The organism is Vibrio sp. MMH1-50 (assembly GCF_022347645.1).
In the GTDB taxonomy this organism is placed as follows: Bacteria; Pseudomonadota; Gammaproteobacteria; order Enterobacterales; family Vibrionaceae; genus Vibrio; species Vibrio harveyi.
Map to the genome: position 1 here is coordinate 309,874 of NZ_JAKRGG010000001.1, position 18,728 is coordinate 328,601.

Below are 18,728 nucleotides of genomic sequence, written 5' to 3' on the forward strand. Positions count from 1 at the left end.
GGATGTCTACAGAAATTACTTACGATGGCGTTGAACAGTTGCCAATGCGCAAGTTCACCGAAGACGCTTATCTGAACTACTCGATGTACGTGATCATGGACCGCGCATTGCCATACATTGGCGATGGTCTGAAACCGGTTCAACGACGCATCATTTACGCAATGTCGGAGCTTGGTCTTTCGGCATCAGCAAAATACAAAAAATCCGCACGTACCGTTGGTGACGTGTTGGGTAAATACCACCCGCACGGTGACTCTGCATGTTACGAAGCGATGGTATTGATGGCGCAGCCATTCTCTTACCGTTACCCATTGGTTGACGGTCAAGGTAACTGGGGTGCGCCAGATGACCCGAAATCATTCGCAGCAATGCGTTATACCGAAGCAAAACTGTCTAAGTTTGCCGAAGTACTGTTAGGCGAATTAGGTCAGGGTACAGTTGAATGGCAACCTAACTTTGATGGCACGATGAAAGAGCCACAAATGTTGCCAGCACGTCTGCCTCATATCCTGTTAAACGGTGTAACCGGTATCGCAGTAGGTATGGCGACGGATATTCCACCTCACAACGTTCGTGAAGTGGCGGATGCGACCATCCATTTGATCGACAACCCGAAGGCGGAACTGCCAGATGTGATGCAGTTCGTTAAAGGTCCGGATTACCCAACAGAAGCGGAAATCATCTCGCCACAAGCAGATATTGAGAAGATTTACCGCAACGGTCGTGGCAGCATCAAGATGCGCGCGGTATGGCACAAAGAAGGTTCAGATATCGTAATCACTTCTTTGCCACACCAAGTATCAGGTGCAAAATTACTTGAGCAAATCGCTAACCAAATGCGTGCTAAGAAGCTGCCAATGGTTGACGATCTTCGTGATGAATCGGATCACGAGAACCCGACGCGTATCGTTGTGGTTCCGAAGTCAAACCGCGTTGATTGCGATCTGTTGATGAACCACTTGTTCGCTTCTACGGATCTTGAGCGCAGCTACCGCGTTAACTTGAACATGATTGGTTTGGATAACCGTCCTCAAGTTAAAGGTCTGGTACAAATTCTGTCTGAGTGGATCGAGTTCCGTCGTACGACTGTACGTCGCCGTCTACAACATCGCCTAGACAAAGTAATGGCTCGTCTACACATCTTGGAAGGTTTGTTGGTTGCTTACCTAAACCTAGATGAAGTGATTGAGATCATTCGTACTGAAGACGATCCAAAAGCAGTGCTGATGGAACGCTTTGGCATTACCGATATCCAAGCGGATGCAATTCTAGATACCAAACTTCGTCATCTAGCAAAACTAGAAGAGATGAAGATCCGTGGTGAGCAAGACGAGCTAGAGAAAGAACGTGAGAAGCTAGAACAGCTACTAGGTTCTGAGCGTCGTCTGAACACACTACTGAAGAAAGAAATCAAAGCAGACGCAGAGAAATATGGTGATGACCGCCGTTCTCCAATGGTTGAACGTGCAGAAGCAAAAGCATTGACTGAACGCGACCTAGTACCAAGTGAGCCAATCACGGTTGTGCTTTCTGAGAAAGGTTGGATTCGTCACGCGAAAGGTCACGATGTGGATGCTGAAGGCTTGAGCTACAAGTCTGGTGACCAATACTTAGCACATGCGCGTGGTAAGAGTAACCAGCAAGCGGTGTTCTTTGGCAGTGATGGTCGAAGCTACTCACTTGAGTCGCATTCATTACCGTCTGCAAGAAGTCAAGGCGAGCCAATTACAGGTCGTTTGAATATCACCGCAGGCAGCAATATTCGCCAAGTGATCATGGGTGAAGAAGATCAGCTTTGGCTGGTGGGTTCTGATGCTGGTTACGGCTTTGTATGTAAAGGCTCAGATTTGCTATCTAAGAACCGCAGCGGTAAAGCATTGGTGACTCTACCTGCGAACTCTGAGGTGATGACACCAAAGACGATTGCAGACTTGGATTCAGATGAAATTCTAGCTATTACGAATCAAGGTCGTATGCTGTTGTTCCCAATCAAAGACCTACCGCAATTAGCGAAAGGTAAGGGTAACAAGATCATCAACATCCCAGCAGCGAAGGCGAAAGAACGTGAAGAGGTGCTTTCTCACTTGATGGCTCTGCCACAAGGTGCGTCTCTTACACTTTATGCGGGTAAGCGAAAATTAGGTTTGAAACCTGCTGATCTTGAGAACTTCCGTGGTGAACGCGGACGTCGAGGCAGCTTGCTACCGCGAGGTTTGCAGCGCGTAACTCGAATTGAAATCGAAATGGGTGGAAGCTCAGAGGTTTCAGAAGAGCCGAGCGATAGCGAATAACGCACAAACAAAAATCCCAGCCAATGGCTGGGATTTTTTTATGCTTCTTGTTTGTCTTCGGCGATGGTTACTTTCAAATTCATTTCTTTACCCTTGCGGATAATACCAACATCAACGCTGGTGCCTGGACGCAAGTCAGTAACAATATCCATCACACTTTGACGACCTTGCACTTTGGTTCCGTTAATGCTGATAATGATGTCCTGCTTTTCAAAGCCAGCCGCACTTGCAGGTCCATTTGGATCAATGCCTAGGACGACAATACCGCCAATGTGCTGGTTACCTAGTAAGCGGGCAGTAACCGCATTGATATCCTGTCCGTCAATACCAATGTAGCCACGGATCACGCGACCATCAGCAATGATCTTTTGCATGATCTTATTCGCCAGAGGAGCTGGAATCGCAAAAGAGATGCCGTAGGTCTCAAGGTCTGTCGCCTGTTGGAATGAAGCCGTATTAATGCCTACCAGTTCACCTTGAGTGTTGACCAAAGCGCCGCCAGAGTTACCTTCGTTGATTGCCGCATCGGTTTGAATGAAGGCTTGACGACCATCGCTGATCGATGAGCGTCCTGTTGCTGAGATGATGCCAAACGTCGTGGTTTGACCTAAGTTGTATGGGTTTCCGATAGCCAGTACCACGTCACCAACCTGAGGCTTGTAATCAGGATTCAGTGGGATGACAGGTAAATTAGAGCCTTCAACGCGTAAAATCGCGATATCTGTACGCTTATCCGTACCGACCAACTGAGCTGCAGCAACACGACCATCTTGCAGTGCGACTACTATTTGGTCTGCTTGAGCGACGACATGGTAGTTAGTAATGATGTAGCCTTTCTCGCTAACAATCACACCAGATCCCAAGCCCTGAGTTGAAAGCTTGCTTCGGTCGTTTTCAACATACTTGCGACTATAGATATTCACAACCGCTGGCGCTGCCTTTCTTACCGCTTGGTTAAAAGAGACTTCGAGCGAGGCGATATTGCTCGGCTGCGGATCGCTGAGTGCTGTAGGAATAACATTGCTGCGCAAAGATGGAACGGCGAGTAATACGATGATGGCAGTTGCTAAGCCTAAAAAGACAGAACGTAACAAAAAGCTAAGCATAACCTCTCCATGATTGAGCGCCCAATTGGCATAGAAAACTGAAGGATAGCATTACATTGAAAAATAACAAAAGGGCAAGACGTAATCGTCTTACCCTTTTATAAAACCATGACATACGAGGTAAAGTGTTCGAGCGTTATCACGAATATCGATGTGGTTAACGCACGTTTACTTCAGCCTACGTGATTGCTGTTAACTCAACACGATTAGCGGATAACGAGGTAAACCGTTCGATCGCCGCGTTGAACGTTGATCGCCAGTACACCTTGATGCTTCTCTACAATCGCACGTAACTCCGCTAAGTTCTTCACGCGTTTACGGTTTACACCAATGATAATGTCGCCTTCTGCCAACTGATATTGTGCTGCTGGCGAGTTCTCAGCAACGCTCGTTACCTTCACACCTTGGATAGAATCACTTGGTGTCGTATTGCTAAGCTCAGCGCCTTTGAGTCCTTCATGTAGAGTCTCAGCCTTCGCTTTGACATTGGTTGATTCTCCCAAGGTCACATCAAAGCTCTTCTTCTTACCGTCTCGGACAACGCCAAGCGTGACTTTTTTACCAGCCCCTAAGGTTGCGACTTTCGCGCGAAGCTCGGCGAACGTATCAATCGCTTTGCCATTAATCGAAATGATGACATCACCAGCTTTTAGGCCAGCCTTGTCAGCGGCGCTGTCTGGAACCACTTGACTAACAAAGGCACCTTTACTTGATTCATAGCCCAGAGCTTCTGCCAACTCAGAAGTGACTTCACCACCTTGAACACCAAGCATGCCGCGTTTTACTTCACCAAACTCCAAGATTTGATCAGTTAGGTTTTTCATCATGTTGGACGGAATCGCAAAGCCAATACCGACGTTGCCTCCGTTTGGACCAAGAATGGCGGTGTTGATGCCGATCAGTTCACCATTGAGATTAACCAAAGCGCCACCGGAGTTACCACTGTTAATTGCTGCATCGGTTTGAATGAAGTTTTCAAAGTTTTCGACATTTAAGCCGCTTCGACCCAGTGCAGAAACGATGCCGGATGTCACTGTCTGACCTAGACCAAACGGGTTACCAATGGCTACGGTAAAATCACCTACGCGTAGTTTGTCTGAATCCGCGACTTTAATTTGTGTCAGGTCTTTTGCTTTTTCGAGCTTAAGCAAGGCAATGTCTGACATCTCGTCTCCGCCGACGAGTTCTGCATCGTACTCTCTACCATCATATAGACGGACACGAATGTCATCAGCGCCTTTGATAACGTGATAGTTCGTTACGATTTGACCTTTCTTAGCGTCAATAATGACACCAGAACCTAAACCTCGGAACGGACGCTCACGAGTTTGTTCTGTCGGGAAATCAGGACCAAAGAAGAACTGAAACTGCTCTGGAATACGACTGGTTTGAACTTGTTTGCCTTCGACCGCAATACTCACAACCGCAGGGGTTACTTTTTCGAGCATTGGGGCAAGACTAGGTAACTGCTCCCCATCCACACTGAGTGGAAGCGCCGCTGTTGCGGTGACTGGGGTGATGATTGAACCCAAGCTTAAAGATAGAACGGTTAACGCAAGCAATGGTTTTTTCATCCAATAACTCCTCTTGAAACGGGTCTGCCAAAAAAGAAATATCCGAATGCTTTGTCTCTTATTGATAGTAATTAATATAGGGACGAATTCGGACAATCAAAACGTGGCGGCAGCACACAAGTTGTTAGAGATGAGTTGCTTAAGAAAAGTTCAACAAGGGTCAATACAAATTGATAAGAAATGTGAATGTATTGACCCAATTAGGCAGGATAAGGGGATTAAGACGCTTTCGCTGTGACTGCTTCAGGTGCGTCGATGATTTCTTTTTCCTGATCTTTTAAAAGACCAGTTGCGCCGTTGGCATAGTCTTTTGGTTGTTCATTGACGTCTGATTGATCCTCTTCGACTTTATCAGATGACATTGCAGTCTTCTTATCGAATGGATTGTCTTGCTCAGGCAAGTTTGGCAGAAGTTCAGAAGACGTCTTCGCCATGTGCTGGTATAGCTTGGTATAATCTTTACCTAAGGTGTCCAGCATTTCTGCAGTTTGTGCAAAGTGATCGACGAGCTCTTGACGTTGTTGCTCTAGTTCAAATTTGGCTGCTTCCAGCTCTTTTTGCACAGACTTTTGTTTTTTGTATTCGGGGGTGGTTAGTCTACTAATGACTACGCCTACGATTGTACCGACCAGCAAACCCACAATGGCATAAATCCAAGGCATAACTGCTCCTTATAGTTGTTTTAACAAGTCTTTTACTACTTAGTTACACGCGGTGCTTGTCCATGTTACTATGGCTTGAACAGCCGATAAAGAAAAATAGCGGTAAGTCTTCGGGGACTGATATCTACCTCTCTCTATGCTCAACGCTGACCCCGAGGTGACAATTTTTTCTGTACCTCTGATACGACTCTATACCATGACACCATTAAAACGATACCAACAAGACATAGCAGAGCATGGATTCCAGCGTGATGAAGCCCAATATAACGCTGTCGTTGCTTTAGACAATCTTTACCATGCGATTGCAGAGTTTCAGTCTGCGCCTATTCCTCAGCTTAGCACTTGGCAGAAATTACTTGGTAAAAAGCCAGAATTACCAGAACCGCCGAAAGGGCTCTACTTTTGGGGTGGTGTTGGGCGTGGTAAAACTTATCTTATGGATGCGTTTTTTGACGCGTTGCCTACAGAACGAAAGATGCGAGTGCATTTTCACCGCTTTATGTATCGAGTCCATGATGAACTCAAGCGGTTAGGGGAAGTTGAAAATCCACTGTCAAAAGTCGCTGACTTATTCAAAAAAGAAGCGGATGTGGTCTGCTTCGATGAGTTTTTTGTTTCTGACATTACCGATGCGATGATTTTAGCGACATTGCTGCAAGAGATGTTTAAACGCCAGATGATTTTGGTTGCAACATCCAACATTGAACCTGAAAACTTGTACCGTAATGGCTTACAACGGGCGCGCTTCTTACCAGCGATAGACATGATCATTCAGCGCTGTGACGTGCTTAATGTCGACAGTGGAGTGGATTACCGTCTAAGAACGTTGCAACAAGCTGAAATCTACCATTATCCGCTAGATGAACAAGCGTCCGTCAATCTCAATAAGTACTACCACCAGTTGATTGGCGAAAGAAAGGTCGCAGCACACAGCATTGAAGTAAATCATCGTGAAGTTAAAGTAATTGAAGCAAGTGATGGCGTGCTACATGCGTCTTTTGAGCAACTTTGCCAGACACCACGCAGTCAGAATGACTATATTGAACTGTCGCGTATTTACCATACGGTATTGTTGGCAGAGGTGAAGCAGATGGATCGTAAGATTGATGATGCAGCAAGACGTTTTATCGCTTTAGTTGATGAATTTTACGAACGTAACGTGAAACTGATTATTTCTGCAGAAGTCTCGATGGAGTCTCTGTATACGCAAGGGCAGTTAGAGTTCGAATTTAAACGTTGTTTGTCTCGATTGACTGAGATGCAAAGCCATGAATACCTCGCTAGAGAGCATCTGGCGTAAAAATCGACAACTCATCTTAAAAAAGTGAAGAAAAAATTCGTGATTTAACGCAAAAAAAGGTGATTTTTTCTTCGCTCTTCTCTATAATCCTGCGACCCACCGTTACTGCAGACCTGATTATCGAAGTTATTTCGACATAGAAGGTCGAGAGTACCAACGACTCGAAGGGGTGATGACTGGGCTCTTAGACAGTGTGGGAGCACTATTGGGTGTTCCTTTAAAGTTTAAATTTTAATTAACGGGTTATTATTAGCATGAAAACTTTCGTTGCTAAACCAGAAACTGTAAAACGCGACTGGTACGTTGTAGACGCAGAGGGTAAAACTCTTGGCCGTCTAGCAAGTGAAATTGCATCTCGCCTACGTGGCAAACACAAAGCTGAATACACTCCTCACGTTGACACTGGTGATTACATCATCGTTATCAACGCTGAGAAAGTTGCTGTAACTGGTAACAAAGCTAAGAACAAAGTGTACTACCGTCACTCTGAATTCCCAGGTGGTCTAAAATCTATCACTTTTGAAAAGTTGATCGATCGTAAACCTGAGATGGCTCTTGAGCTTGCAGTTAAAGGCATGCTTCCACGTGGTCCTCTAGGCCGTGCTATGTACCGTAAGCTTAAAGTTTACGCGGGCGCTGAGCACAACCATGTTGCTCAACAACCACAAGTACTAGACATCTAATTGGGGATTTCGAAAATGGCAGAGAATCAATACTACGGCACTGGCCGTCGCAAAAGCTCAGCTGCGCGTGTTTTCATCAAACCAGGCAGCGGCAACATCGTAATCAACAAGCGTAGCCTTGATGAGTACTTCGGTCGTCCAACTTCTCGCATGGTTGTTAAACAACCTCTTGAGCTAGTTGAACTAACTGAGAAGCTAGACCTATACGTTACTGTTAAAGGTGGCGGTATTTCTGGTCAAGCTGGTGCTATCCGTCACGGTATCACTCGCGCTCTTATGGAGTACGATGAGTCTCTACGTCCTACTCTACGTGCAGCTGGTTACGTTACTCGTGACGCTCGTTGCGTTGAACGTAAGAAAGTTGGTCTACGTAAAGCACGTCGTCGTCCACAGTTCTCTAAGCGTTAATTTCCTTTTATCGGAAATTATGCTGTTCCAGAGTTTCTCTGGATACTGTGTACCAAAGCTCGGCTATATGCCGAGCTTTTTGTTTTTCTAACGCGTGGAAAAGCGTTTTTTCATTTCATATCGAACTTCACATCGCCACTTAATATCCTCGCAACATTTGAATGTTTTATCTGCACTTTTTCTGGATTTATTCGTGCTACAAGACGGAGATAACAAAAGTGGGGAGTCCCTTCACATTCTTGACATATCTTTCTATGTAATCGACTGAAAACAGCCGGAATACAAGGCTTTTTATCCCATTCTTAGCCATTCTTCGTTTCGCTTTCTTGTTACAAATCACATCTATTTTTTATAATTTTGCCGCTTTTGTGACGGCGTGAGCGATTTGCCTCACAATTGTTACAAAAAGGTAGCTTTATCTTGTCAAAAAGTAGGGTTTTCTTTATCATTTCCCCCCAATAAATAGAACTAAATTCATTATTTGTTAGCCATGCTCTTATAAGCGGAATAATAACGATCCAAAGGGAGCAAATGGGAGAATGTTTGGATGAGCAACGCGCCTTTAAATAACGGTCGCAGGCGTTTTCTAACCGCTACAACGGCAGTTGTTGGTGGATTAGGGGCAGCTGCCGTCGCCGTGCCTTTTATCAAATCATGGAATCCGAGCGCCAAAGCAAAAGCTGCGGGTGCACCGGTGGAAGTGGATATCAGTAAAATCGAAGCTGGTCAGATGGTTCGTGTTGAGTGGCAAGGTAAGCCTGTATGGGTTGTACGTCGCACTCAAGAAGTGGTGGATAACCTAAAGAACATCGACGGACAGCTTCGTGACCCACAATCAGAAATGGAACAACAGCCAGTTTATGCTCAGAACGCGCATCGTTCGATCAAGCCTGAGTATTTCGTGGCAGTTGGCTTCTGTACTCACTTAGGTTGTTCACCGACCTATCTACCTGACACGTTCTCTGAGCAAGTTCAAGGCGTTAAGTCTGGCTTCTTCTGTCCATGTCACGGTTCTAAATTCGATATGGCTGGTCGAGTGTTCCAAGGTGTTCCTGCACCTCTGAACCTTGTGGTTCCTAAGCACATGTACTTGAGTGATACGAAGCTCATGATCGGTGTTGATGAGGGAGACGCATAATGCAAGCACTACTAGACTGGGTTGAAAAACGAATTCCCGCGATGAATGCTTATAAAAAGCATTTGTCTGAATACCCAATGCCTAAGAACTTCAACTTTTGGTACCTTTTCGGTTCTCTGGCAATGTTGGTACTGGTTAACCAAATCCTAACCGGTATTTGGTTAACAATGAACTACGTTCCTTCTGGTGATGGTGCGTTTGCTTCTATCGAATACATCATGCGTGACGTTGATTACGGCTGGTTGTTGCGTTACATGCACTCAACTGGCGCGTCAGCGTTTTTCGTTGTTGTTTACCTGCACATGTTCCGTGGTCTGATTTACGGTTCATACCAAAAGCCTCGTGAGCTACTTTGGATCTTCGGTATGTTGATCTTCTTGGTTCTAATGGCTGAAGCTTTCATGGGTTACCTATTACCATGGGGTCAGATGTCATACTGGGGTGCTCAGGTAATCATTTCTCTATTTGGTGCGATTCCTGTTATTGGCGATGACTTAACGCTTTGGATCCGTGGTGACTACATCATCTCAGGTGCAACGCTAAACCGTTTCTTCGCACTACACGTTATTGCGCTACCTATCGTTCTACTTCTTCTTGTTGTTCTGCACGTATTGGCACTACACGAAGTTGGCTCTAACAACCCGGATGGTATCGAGACTAAGCTACCAAAAGGCTCAATGGGCGACGATTACGAAACACAGTTCAAGTTCCACGATTACTACACGAAGAAATACGACATCATCGATTCGATTCCTTTCCATCCATACGGTACGGTTAAGGACCTAGTTGGTGTGGCTGGTTTCTTGTTCTTCTTCTGTTATGTGCTGTTCTTCAACCCAGAAATGGGTGGATACTTCCTTGAGCCACCTAACTTTGAAGCTGCAAACCCACTGAAGACACCTGAGCATATCGCTCCTGTTTGGTACTTCACACCATTCTACGCAATCTTACGTGCGGTTCCAGACAAGCTATTGGGTGTAATCCTAATGGGTGCGTCAATTGCAGTACTGTTTGTTCTACCTTGGTTGGATCGTTGTAAAGTTCGTTCTTACCGTTACCGCAGCAAAATTCACCTATTGAATATTGTTCAGTTCACTATCGCCTTTATCGCTCTGGGTATTTTGGGTGCACTACCGGCAACGCCGCTGTACACGCTTTTGTCTCAGATCTTTAGCTTGTGTTACTTCATGTTCTTTGTCCTGCTGTTCTTCTACAGCAAAAATGAAGCGACCAAACCATTACCAGAGAGGGTGACATTCAAATGAAGAAGTGGATTGTAATTCTATTTGCTATGTTGCCATCTCTCGCGATGGCAGCGGGTGCCAACGTACCGCTAGACAAGGCGAACGTGGACCTATCGGATAAAGCTTCGCTACAAAACGGCGCGAAGCTATTCATGAACTACTGTTTTGCTTGTCACTCAACGCAATACCAGCGTTACGAGCGAGTGGCAACAGACTTGGATATTCCTGTTGACCTAATGAAGGAAAACCTGATTTTCGACCCTGAAGCGAAAATTGGTGACCTTATGGTGAACGCAATGCCTGCAAAGCAAGCTGGTGATTGGTTTGGTGCTCCGCCACCGGATCTAACTCTTGTTGCTCGAGTTCGTGGTGCAGATTGGCTGTACACTTACCTACGCTCTTTCTATGTTGACCCATCACGTCCATTCGGTGTGAACAACATTGTATTCCCAAGCGTTGGTATGCCACATGTACTTGAAGAGCTTCAAGGCATTCCTACTCCAGTCTACGGCACGAAAGTGGTTGACGGTGAGGAAGTTCAGGTCGTTGTAGGTACTGAAACAGACGGTACTGGTGAGCTAAGCTCTGGCGAATATGACAAAGCGGTTGGTGACCTAGTTAACTTCCTAGTTTACTCAGGCGACCCAGTTCAACTAGAGCGTCATGCGCTTGGTTGGTGGGTGATGGGCTTCCTCGTTCTACTAACAATTGTTGTCGTGATGCTTAAGAAAGAGTATTGGCGTGATGTGCATTAATTGTGCTATCATACCGTGCTAATTCCCAATTTTAATTGACGAATAATGGAGGCTTAGCCTCCATTATTTTTATTTGTAAGTGTGCTGGAGGGCTCCATGGCTGTAGCTGCCAATAAACGTTCTGTGATGACTCTTTTCTCAAGTGCATCAGATTTGTATAGCCATCAGGTTCGCATCGTATTAGCTGAAAAAGGCGTAAGTGTTGAAGTTGAGCTTGTTGATGAAGCTAACCTTCCTGCTGAGCTTGTGGAACTGAACCCATACAAATCAGTACCAACTCTTGTGGACCGTGAGCTAGCTCTTTACGATTCAAAAATCATCATGGAGTACTTGGACGAGCGTTTCCCTCATCCACCTCTAATGCCTGTTTACCCAGTTGCTCGTGGTAACAGCCGTTTGATGATGTACCGTATTGAACGCAACTGGTACTCACTAGCTGAAAAAGTTGTTAAGGGTAACGCGGAAGAATCAGAAAAAGCACGTACTAAACTACGTAACGATCTTCTGACTCTAGCGCCAATCTTCGCTGAATACGAATACTTCATGAGCGAAGAGTTCAGCCTAATCGACTGCTACCTAGCTCCACTATTGTGGCGTCTGCCTCAACTAGGTATCGACCTTGTAGGTCCTGGTTCAAAAGAGATCAAAGTTTACATGAACCGCGTATTTGAGCGTGATTCATTCCTTGCTTCTCTAACTGAAGCTGAACGTGAAATGCGCCTAGTTCGCTAAGCGATTTAGATAACACGTTATGGATATTGCAAAAATGACTGCTCGCCGTCCGTATATGCTTCGTGCATTTTACGATTGGTTGGTAGACAACGACTTAACTCCTCACTTGGTGGTTGATGCAACGATGCCGGGTGTGCGTGTACCAGTTGAGTTTATTCAAGATGGTCAAATCATCTTGAATATTGCTCCACGTGCTGTTGGTCAACTTGAGTTGGGTAATGATGCGATTACCTTCCATGCTCGTTTTAGTGGTCGACCTCATTCAGTGATCGTACCGGTTTATGCGGTACAAGCGATTTACGCTCGAGAGAATGGTGCTGGCACCATGTTTGAACCTGAAGAAGCGTACACTCATATCGAAGAAGAAGGGATTGTTGAAGAAGAACAGTCACCAACTTTTACTACCGTGAGTGATGATTCAGAAGTCATGGACTCGGAGTCTGAAGAGGAAGAAGCTCCTCGTCCGAAAGGCAGACCAAGCTTACGAGTTATCAAATAAAAAAAAGCAGCGTGCCCACGCTGCTTTTTTATTATCTGCTAAGTTGTATTAAACAACTGTCTAGCTAGTTCACTTGAGAGCCTAATTCAGTGACTGTTGCTTCAGGCTGTGTTGTTTCTGGTTCTTCCACTTTTAATGGCTTTTCATCACCATATTGGAAGCCTTTAATCACTTGTTTTACGCCTGAGATATTACGTGCAATCTCTGTTGCTCGATCGCTTTGTTGTGGCGTGACGTAACCAAACAAGAATACATCGCTGTCTTCAGTAATCACTTTTACTTTGATGCCATTTAACTCGCTATCAGTCAGTAATGCTGATTTAACCTTGGTGGTGATCCAGCTATCGTTGCTGATTTGAGTTACGCTCAATGGTTCTTTTTGTTTGATCTGGTTATGGATATTTTTCACACCACTTACTGCACGAGCTCGACGTTCAAACTCATTAATCAGTTCGCGAGTTGGGGCTTGCCCCATTAATACAACAGTCCCATTGTATGAACTCGCAACGACGCGAGCTTTTCCTTTGAATGGTGCTTTATTGCCAATCGCTGCAACTTCAAATTCGATGTTGTTGTCTTGCCAAATTTCTTTGGTTGTACGTGTATCTGTAACGATATTGGCAGTAGTTGCTGCCCCTGCAATAAACAAACCCGCACAGCCACTCATGCTGAGTGCTGCAAATAAAATGACAAGACTACGTATCATATTTCTAAACTCTCAATTTCAATTATTCTTCGTGAGCAGGGAAAAGAACTTGGTCGATGAGGTCACACAAGCAATGAAGGGTGACCATATGTACTTCATGGATGCGTGCTGTTCGATGTGATGGAATGCGAATCTCCACATCATTTTCACCAAGCAAGCCAGCCATTTCACCGCCATCTTTACCAGTAAGAGCAATGATCGTCATATCGCGAGTTACCGCGGCTTCCATTGCTTTGATGATGTTTTTGCTGTTACCACTGGTAGAGATTGCGAGCAAGATGTCGCCCGGCTGACCAAAAGCGCGTACTTGCTTGGAGAAGATCTCTTGGTAGTGGTAGTCATTGGCAACGGCAGTGAGCGTTGTGTTATCCGCCGTCAACGTCATTGCTGGTAGGCTAGGGCGCTCTGTTTCGAATCGGTTCAAAAGACAAGAGACAAATTGTTGTGAATTCGACGCACTGCCCCCGTTGCCACAGCATAGGATTTTATTGCCGTTGAGTAAGCTTGAAACCATTGCCTGAGCAGCGTGAGTAATTGCATCTGGTAGTGCTTCTGCTGCAGCGATTTGAATTTGAATACTTTCTGTAAAACTGTCTTTAATGCTGTCTAGCATCGTTTATCCTTCAGAGATTGCATTTTGTATCCAGTTGATGTCTCGACCACTGTCGTGAATGGCAATAACATCAAACCGATAATCGATAGTGTGTGCCGAGCATTTTTGCTGGCTTAGCCAAATTTGAGCTGTTTTGACTAGTTTACGCATTTTTGCGTAGGTGACCATTTCTGCTGCAGAGCCAAAAGCATCATTCTTACGATATTTGACCTCAACAAAGACGATAGTTTCACCTTGTTGGAAAATTAAATCAATTTCGCCGACTTTCGTTAGGAAGTTTTGATCTAAAAAGCGCAAACCCTGACGCTGCAAATATCGCTTCGCCAGGGTTTCGTATTGATTGCCGATTTGTCGCTTACTAAAGAGCCCCACGCTCGGCCCAGTCTAACTCACGTTGTACTACACAGTTGTTGTTGATACTTAATACACCTGTTTGACCATCAACTGAGTAGCCCGGTAGTAACTTCATTTGCGGTAACTCACCAAGCAGTTTGTATGCGTCCATACCTAATGCTTCTAAGCGTTTTTCCATATTGGATTGATCTGGCCATAGCTCATTCATTTGTGTCGCGATGGTTGGATCTGGATTGATTAACATCGGAATGTCGCTGTACGCCACGCCTGATAGATCTTCGTAAGTTGCGCCACCACTGTTACTGCGAGAGTTAGAGAACAACTTAGGTGGTTTTGCATCTGGGTTAATCGCGACTTCGATAAATGGCTTGATCAACGTCAGTTCGGAACTGCGTGCGACAATATATACCGCATCCACATCACGACGACTACGAGGTTGGCTCTCTAAAGAGATGCGCATCAGAGACTGCATTTGTGCGATGCGTTGCTGACTCTCTTGTAAGCCAAATACACCATTAATGTTCTTTTGCAGTTGGCGTTTATCACCAAAGTAACTAGTCGCAACTTTGTTTGAGCTGTATTTGCTCCACTCTTCATTAAACGCTTCAACAACACGCTGACCATAAGCTCCGTTTGGCGCTAAGATCATTGGGAATTGGTAGCCTTGGCTGAATAGGTACTTGGCTGCCTGTGCAACTTCTTGCTCTGGAGAAAGTGCTAGGTAACACATGTCTGTGCCAGCTTGCACTTCTTCCGGAATGTTGAGTGCCAACGTTGGAATTTTCACGCCTGTTTCGGAACCGTCTAATGTCGCTTGTAGCTTCTCTACGTTTTCTTTTTGTAGAGGACCAACGACAAAATCGATGTTCTCATTGATTAAGCGCTGTTTGATTTGATCGGCGCTGTAAGCGTGTGTATCAATCACCGTCAGCGTCGCACTTGGATCTCGTGCTTGGTCGTTCATCATCGCAAAGATGAAACCATCGCGGATCAGTTGTGCTTGCGGAGCAAATTTACCCGTTAGCGGTAACAGAAGCGCTGTGTTGTTTGGTTTCACAATCTCTAACGAGAGGATGTTTTGAATTTCTGCAGGAGTATAAACCGCTGCTGGATGTGAAGGGTTTTCACTTAACCAGTGCTCAAGCGTGTTTTTAAGCTGAGGAATATTGCTCGATAACGTTTTTGCATAGATCGCTAATTGTAGCCAACCATCTAGTACGTCTTCGCTTGGTTCAGTTTGTAATGCCGTCAGTTCATTTTCAGAGTAACTGCCGAAGTTCATCCAAATACGGCTAGAGATCTCACGTTGCTCTGCTGATGTCGCGTATTGGCCTTCGGCTACCAATTGGCGGTTTGCTTCAAACGGTTGGTTTAAGCTTTGGTAAGCGTCCGCGCGCAACTCGTAGTAGTCTTTCCACTGTTCGCTTGGCAGTTTCCACCAAGGTTTAAAGTTCAGCCCTTGCAGCAATTGTGAGTATTTACCTTGCTTTTGCTGTAAGGTCGCACGAGCCAATTGCCACTCAGCCTGTTGAACTTCGCTCAGTTGCTGACGAGAAAGACGTTTGATTAACAGCTCAGCTTGGTCTAACTCATTTGCTTGGATTGCCGCTTTGGTTGCCATGATCAACCAGTCGTTTTGTAGGCTACCTTCGGTGCTATCAGCTTGAATCATGTAGTTCTGAACAGACTGTGTCGGCTCAAGTGTAATATCTACGCTATCTGGTTGTCGCGGACCTGAAGAACAGGCGGCGAGCGTAATTGCCAGTGCAACAGGAGTGAGTAAGCGTGGTACACTGAGTCTCTTATGGTTCATCATTGCCGTGAGTTCTCTATAATTTTGTACAAAATTGTCTCTATATTAATCGTTGAAGTGATGGTAAACAAATGACAGATAAAAATAAGTTGCCGAATGAGGGGCCAACTCTATACATCGTACCGACTCCAATCGGAAATTTAGCGGATATCACTCAACGTGCTATCGAAGTTCTGTCGAATGTGGACATCATTGCCGCTGAGGATACTCGACATACAGGCAAATTACTGTCTCACTTCAATATCCAAACCAAAACTTTTGCGCTGCATGATCACAACGAGCAACAAAAAGCACAAGTTCTAGTTGAAAAGCTACTGTCAGGTCAGTCTATCGCATTGGTTTCTGACGCTGGTACGCCGCTAATAAGCGATCCAGGATACCACTTGGTGACAAAATGTCGTCAAGCGGGCGTAAGAGTTGTGCCTCTTCCTGGTGCGTGTGCGGTCATCACTGCGTTAAGTGCTTCAGGTCTACCATCTGACCGATTCAGTTTCGAAGGCTTCTTACCACCGAAAAGTAAAGGTCGTAAAGACAAGTTCTTGGAGATTGCTTCTGTTGAACGTACTTGTATCTTCTACGAATCTCCGCATCGTATTTTAGACTCTCTACAAGATATGTTAGACGTTCTTGGTCCAGAACGTGAAGTGGTATTGGCTCGTGAACTAACCAAAACCTTTGAAACTATTCAAGGAATGCCTCTTGGTGAGTTGATTGAGTGGGTGAAGAGTGACGATAACCAACAACGTGGTGAGATGGTATTGCTGATTCATGGTCACCGAGATTCAACGGAAGAGAGCCTACCTGATGAAGCGACGCGTACATTGGGCATCTTGACTAAAGAGTTACCATTGAAGAAAGCCGCTGCGCTTGCCGCTGAAATCTACAGTTTGAAGAAGAATGCTTTATATAAGTGGGGCTTGGAGAATCTGGGTTAAAAGCTTCTAGAACGAACGCCGGCACTTTGGAAACGCTTCGCTTCTGGAGGTGAGGCTCGAGAATATAGCGGTCTTAATCCTGCGCTCAGCTATCAATATATCCCAAGACGTACATTTATCTTAAGTGAATTTCTGTTTGAAAGGAGAACCATCAACTCGGTTCTCCTTTTTATTTTTTAAGCTTACCTACAACGTTCTCTCTTCGGGGTATCGCGCTCCCGGTTCTCGAATCCGGCAACGCAATGTTCCCCAGATTTAAGTATTCTTGTTTGTTTTCTGAGCAATTAACATCCTCATTTCATCATATCTGTGATCTCACTAGACTCAGAAGGGATAACTCTATACAATCCGCCATCGGAGCTGACTGGGTAGTCGCTGCTTTGTTGATGTCCTTCGGGAGACTGACGTCGAAGTCCCTTTGGGAGACTGACGTTGACGTCCTTCGGGAGACTGACAAAGGGGAGGAAAGTCCGGGCTTCATAGAGCAAGGTGCCAGGTAACGCCTGGGGGGCGCAAGCCTACGACAAGTGCAGCAGAGAGAAGACCGCCGATGGCCTTAGGGCACAGGTAAGGGTGAAAGGGTGCGGTAAGAGCGCACCGGACGACTAGTAATAGTTCGTAGCAGGGTAAACTCCACCTGAAGCAAGACCAAATAGGCCTCCACATTGCGTTGCTCGCGTAAGGAGGCGGGTAGGTTGCTCGAGCCAGTGAGTGATTGCTGGCCTAGACGAATGGCTACCGCCGCGCAAGCGGAACAGAACCCGGCTTATGTGTCGGCTCCACCTATTCGAGACCCATCCCTACTTCGGTAGTGATGGGTTTTTTGCATTTTATTGACGCAAACTATGTCATTACCAATAAACTTGGCGCTGAATCACGTCTAACTTTAGACTTGAGGTGGCGATGATGTGGGAAATCAGTACACTAAAGAATCGCTTCAAGATCATTCAACGAGAAAGCTATGACCGAAACATTTCAACATATCTCAGTGTTATTAAATGAATCCATTGATGGCTTGGCTATCAAACCCGATGGTATCTATATCGATGGAACATTTGGCCGTGGCGGTCACAGCCGAACTATCTTGTCGAAGCTCGGGGAGAATGGTCGTCTATACAGTATCGACCGTGATCCACAGGCTATCGCAGAAGCGAGCAAAATCGACGACCCTCGTTTTACCATCATTCATGGTCCATTTTCTGGTATGGCGAAGTACGCAGAAGAATACAGTTTAGTTGGTAAAGTTGACGGTGTCCTGCTTGATCTTGGCGTGTCTTCTCCACAGTTAGATGATGCTGAGCGTGGCTTTAGCTTTATGAAAGATGGTCCACTAGATATGCGTATGGACCCAACATCAGGTATCCCTGTTTCTCAATGGTTGATGGAAGCGGATTTGGATGACATTACTTGGGTCATTCGCGAGTTCGGTGAAGACAAACACGCACGTCGCATAGCGAAAGCGATCGTGGCATACCGCGAAGATGAAGAAAACGAGCCTATGGTTCGTACTGGTCAATTAGCTAAATTGATCTCGGATGCCGCTCCAAATAGTTTCAAAGAGAAAAAACACCCAGCGACTCGTGCTTTTCAGGCGTTTCGTATTTACATCAACAGTGAATTAGAAGAAATTGATACAGCACTAAAAGGCGCTGCGAGCATCTTGGCTCCAGAGGGGCGCTTATCAGTGATCAGTTTCCACTCTTTAGAGGACCGTATGGTAAAACGCTTTATTCGTAAAGAGAGTAAAGGTCCAGAAGTGCCACACGGCATCCCAATGACAGAAGAGCAGATTCGTGCTCTGGGTAGTGCAAACATGAAGCCTGTTGGTAAAGCTATCAAACCAACTAAGCAAGAAATTGACATGAACCCGCGTTCTCGAAGCTCAGTGCTAAGAATTGCAGAAAAGCTTTAATTA

18 protein-coding genes and 1 other RNA gene are annotated in these 18,728 nt (G+C 45.5%); 12 read left to right on the plus strand and 7 right to left on the minus strand.

Annotated features, from left to right (window positions below; translation table 11 throughout):
• Positions 1 to 2 precede the first annotated feature (2 nt).
• Positions 3 to 2,291: a DNA topoisomerase IV subunit A gene (gene parC, locus MHO32_RS01485; RefSeq protein ID WP_005447746.1), complete on the plus strand. Its 2,289-nt coding sequence runs from the start codon at positions 3 to 5 to the stop codon at positions 2,289 to 2,291.
• 38 nt (positions 2,292 to 2,329) lie between these two features.
• Here parC and degS read toward each other — a convergent pair whose 3' ends face one another.
• The 3 genes from degS to zapG form a co-directional block, all read right to left on the minus strand.
• Positions 2,330 to 3,397: an outer membrane-stress sensor serine endopeptidase DegS gene (gene degS, locus MHO32_RS01490; RefSeq protein ID WP_009697598.1), complete on the minus strand. Its 1,068-nt coding sequence runs from the start codon at positions 3,395 to 3,397 to the stop codon at positions 2,330 to 2,332.
• A 206-nt stretch (positions 3,398 to 3,603) separates the two neighbouring features.
• Entirely contained in the window at positions 3,604 to 4,971 is a 1,368-nt protein-coding gene (locus tag MHO32_RS01495) for a Do family serine endopeptidase (protein ID WP_101960637.1), read from the minus strand.
• A 218-nt stretch (positions 4,972 to 5,189) separates the two neighbouring features.
• Positions 5,190 to 5,633: a Z-ring associated protein ZapG gene (zapG, locus tag MHO32_RS01500; protein ID WP_005447760.1), complete on the minus strand. Its 444-nt coding sequence runs from the start codon at positions 5,631 to 5,633 to the stop codon at positions 5,190 to 5,192.
• Between the two features lie 196 nt (positions 5,634 to 5,829).
• Here zapG and zapE point away from each other — a divergent pair, with 196 nt between their 5' ends.
• The 8 genes from zapE (at position 5,830) to sspB (ending at position 12,392) form a co-directional block, all read left to right on the plus strand.
• A complete protein-coding gene (zapE, locus tag MHO32_RS01505) occupies positions 5,830 to 6,933 on the plus strand; it encodes a cell division protein ZapE (protein ID WP_005447762.1) in 1,104 nt (367 codons plus the stop codon).
• A gap of 254 nt (positions 6,934 to 7,187) precedes the next feature.
• Positions 7,188 to 7,616, plus strand: coding sequence for a 50S ribosomal protein L13 (gene rplM, locus MHO32_RS01510; RefSeq protein ID WP_005372872.1), 429 nt, complete (start codon positions 7,188 to 7,190; stop codon positions 7,614 to 7,616).
• A 15-nt stretch (positions 7,617 to 7,631) separates the two neighbouring features.
• A complete protein-coding gene (gene rpsI, locus MHO32_RS01515) occupies positions 7,632 to 8,024 on the plus strand; it encodes a 30S ribosomal protein S9 (protein ID WP_005436094.1) in 393 nt (130 codons plus the stop codon).
• A 547-nt stretch (positions 8,025 to 8,571) separates the two neighbouring features.
• Positions 8,572 to 9,162: a ubiquinol-cytochrome c reductase iron-sulfur subunit gene (petA, locus tag MHO32_RS01520; RefSeq protein WP_005436095.1), complete on the plus strand. Its 591-nt coding sequence runs from the start codon at positions 8,572 to 8,574 to the stop codon at positions 9,160 to 9,162.
• On the plus strand, positions 9,162 to 10,427 hold the full coding sequence (locus MHO32_RS01525; protein ID WP_005447764.1) for a cytochrome b: 1,266 nt from the start codon (positions 9,162 to 9,164) through the stop codon (positions 10,425 to 10,427). Before petA ends, MHO32_RS01525 begins: the two co-directional genes overlap by 1 nt.
• On the plus strand, positions 10,424 to 11,161 hold the full coding sequence (locus MHO32_RS01530; protein ID WP_009697600.1) for a cytochrome c1: 738 nt from the start codon (positions 10,424 to 10,426) through the stop codon (positions 11,159 to 11,161). Before MHO32_RS01525 ends, MHO32_RS01530 begins: the two co-directional genes overlap by 4 nt.
• A 96-nt stretch (positions 11,162 to 11,257) precedes the next feature.
• Positions 11,258 to 11,893 carry a stringent starvation protein SspA gene (sspA, locus tag MHO32_RS01535; protein WP_005436105.1) on the plus strand — a complete coding sequence of 212 codons (636 nt, stop codon included), beginning with the start codon at positions 11,258 to 11,260 and terminating at the stop codon, positions 11,891 to 11,893.
• A 19-nt stretch (positions 11,894 to 11,912) separates the two neighbouring features.
• A complete protein-coding gene (sspB, locus tag MHO32_RS01540; RefSeq protein WP_005447768.1) occupies positions 11,913 to 12,392 on the plus strand; it encodes a ClpXP protease specificity-enhancing factor in 480 nt (159 codons plus the stop codon).
• 64 nt (positions 12,393 to 12,456) lie between these two features.
• Here the strand turns inward: sspB and MHO32_RS01545 are convergent, their stop codons facing one another.
• From MHO32_RS01545 to MHO32_RS01560, 4 genes are read right to left on the minus strand one after another with little or no spacing between them, the layout of a single operon-like run.
• On the minus strand, positions 12,457 to 13,098 hold the full coding sequence (locus MHO32_RS01545) for a BON domain-containing protein (RefSeq protein ID WP_005447770.1): 642 nt from the start codon (positions 13,096 to 13,098) through the stop codon (positions 12,457 to 12,459).
• Positions 13,099 to 13,120: 22 nt separating this feature from the next.
• Positions 13,121 to 13,711, minus strand: a complete 591-nt coding sequence (locus MHO32_RS01550; RefSeq protein WP_005447772.1) for a phosphoheptose isomerase — start codon at positions 13,709 to 13,711, stop codon at positions 13,121 to 13,123.
• Positions 13,712 to 13,714: 3 nt separating this feature from the next.
• Complete coding sequence (locus MHO32_RS01555) at positions 13,715 to 14,083, minus strand: YraN family protein (protein WP_005447774.1); 369 nt, start codon at positions 14,081 to 14,083, stop codon at positions 13,715 to 13,717.
• The gene (locus MHO32_RS01560) at positions 14,070 to 15,881 is read right to left on the minus strand and encodes a penicillin-binding protein activator (protein WP_239210545.1); all 1,812 of its coding nucleotides are present in this window, start codon (positions 15,879 to 15,881) and stop codon (positions 14,070 to 14,072) included. The genes MHO32_RS01555 and MHO32_RS01560 overlap by 14 nt, the downstream gene beginning before the upstream one ends.
• Before the next feature lie 68 nt (positions 15,882 to 15,949).
• Here MHO32_RS01560 and rsmI point away from each other — a divergent pair, with 68 nt between their 5' ends.
• From rsmI to rsmH, 3 genes are all read left to right on the plus strand, one after another.
• A complete protein-coding gene (gene rsmI, locus MHO32_RS01565) occupies positions 15,950 to 16,813 on the plus strand; it encodes a 16S rRNA (cytidine(1402)-2'-O)-methyltransferase (RefSeq protein WP_005447783.1) in 864 nt (287 codons plus the stop codon).
• Positions 16,814 to 17,169: 356 nt separating this feature from the next.
• Positions 17,170 to 17,598, plus strand: an RNA gene (rnpB, locus tag MHO32_RS01570) — RNase P RNA component class A.
• A 176-nt stretch (positions 17,599 to 17,774) separates the two neighbouring features.
• Positions 17,775 to 18,725, plus strand: a complete 951-nt coding sequence (rsmH, locus tag MHO32_RS01575) for a 16S rRNA (cytosine(1402)-N(4))-methyltransferase RsmH (protein ID WP_239210546.1) — start codon at positions 17,775 to 17,777, stop codon at positions 18,723 to 18,725.
• Positions 18,726 to 18,728: the final 3 nt, after the last annotated feature.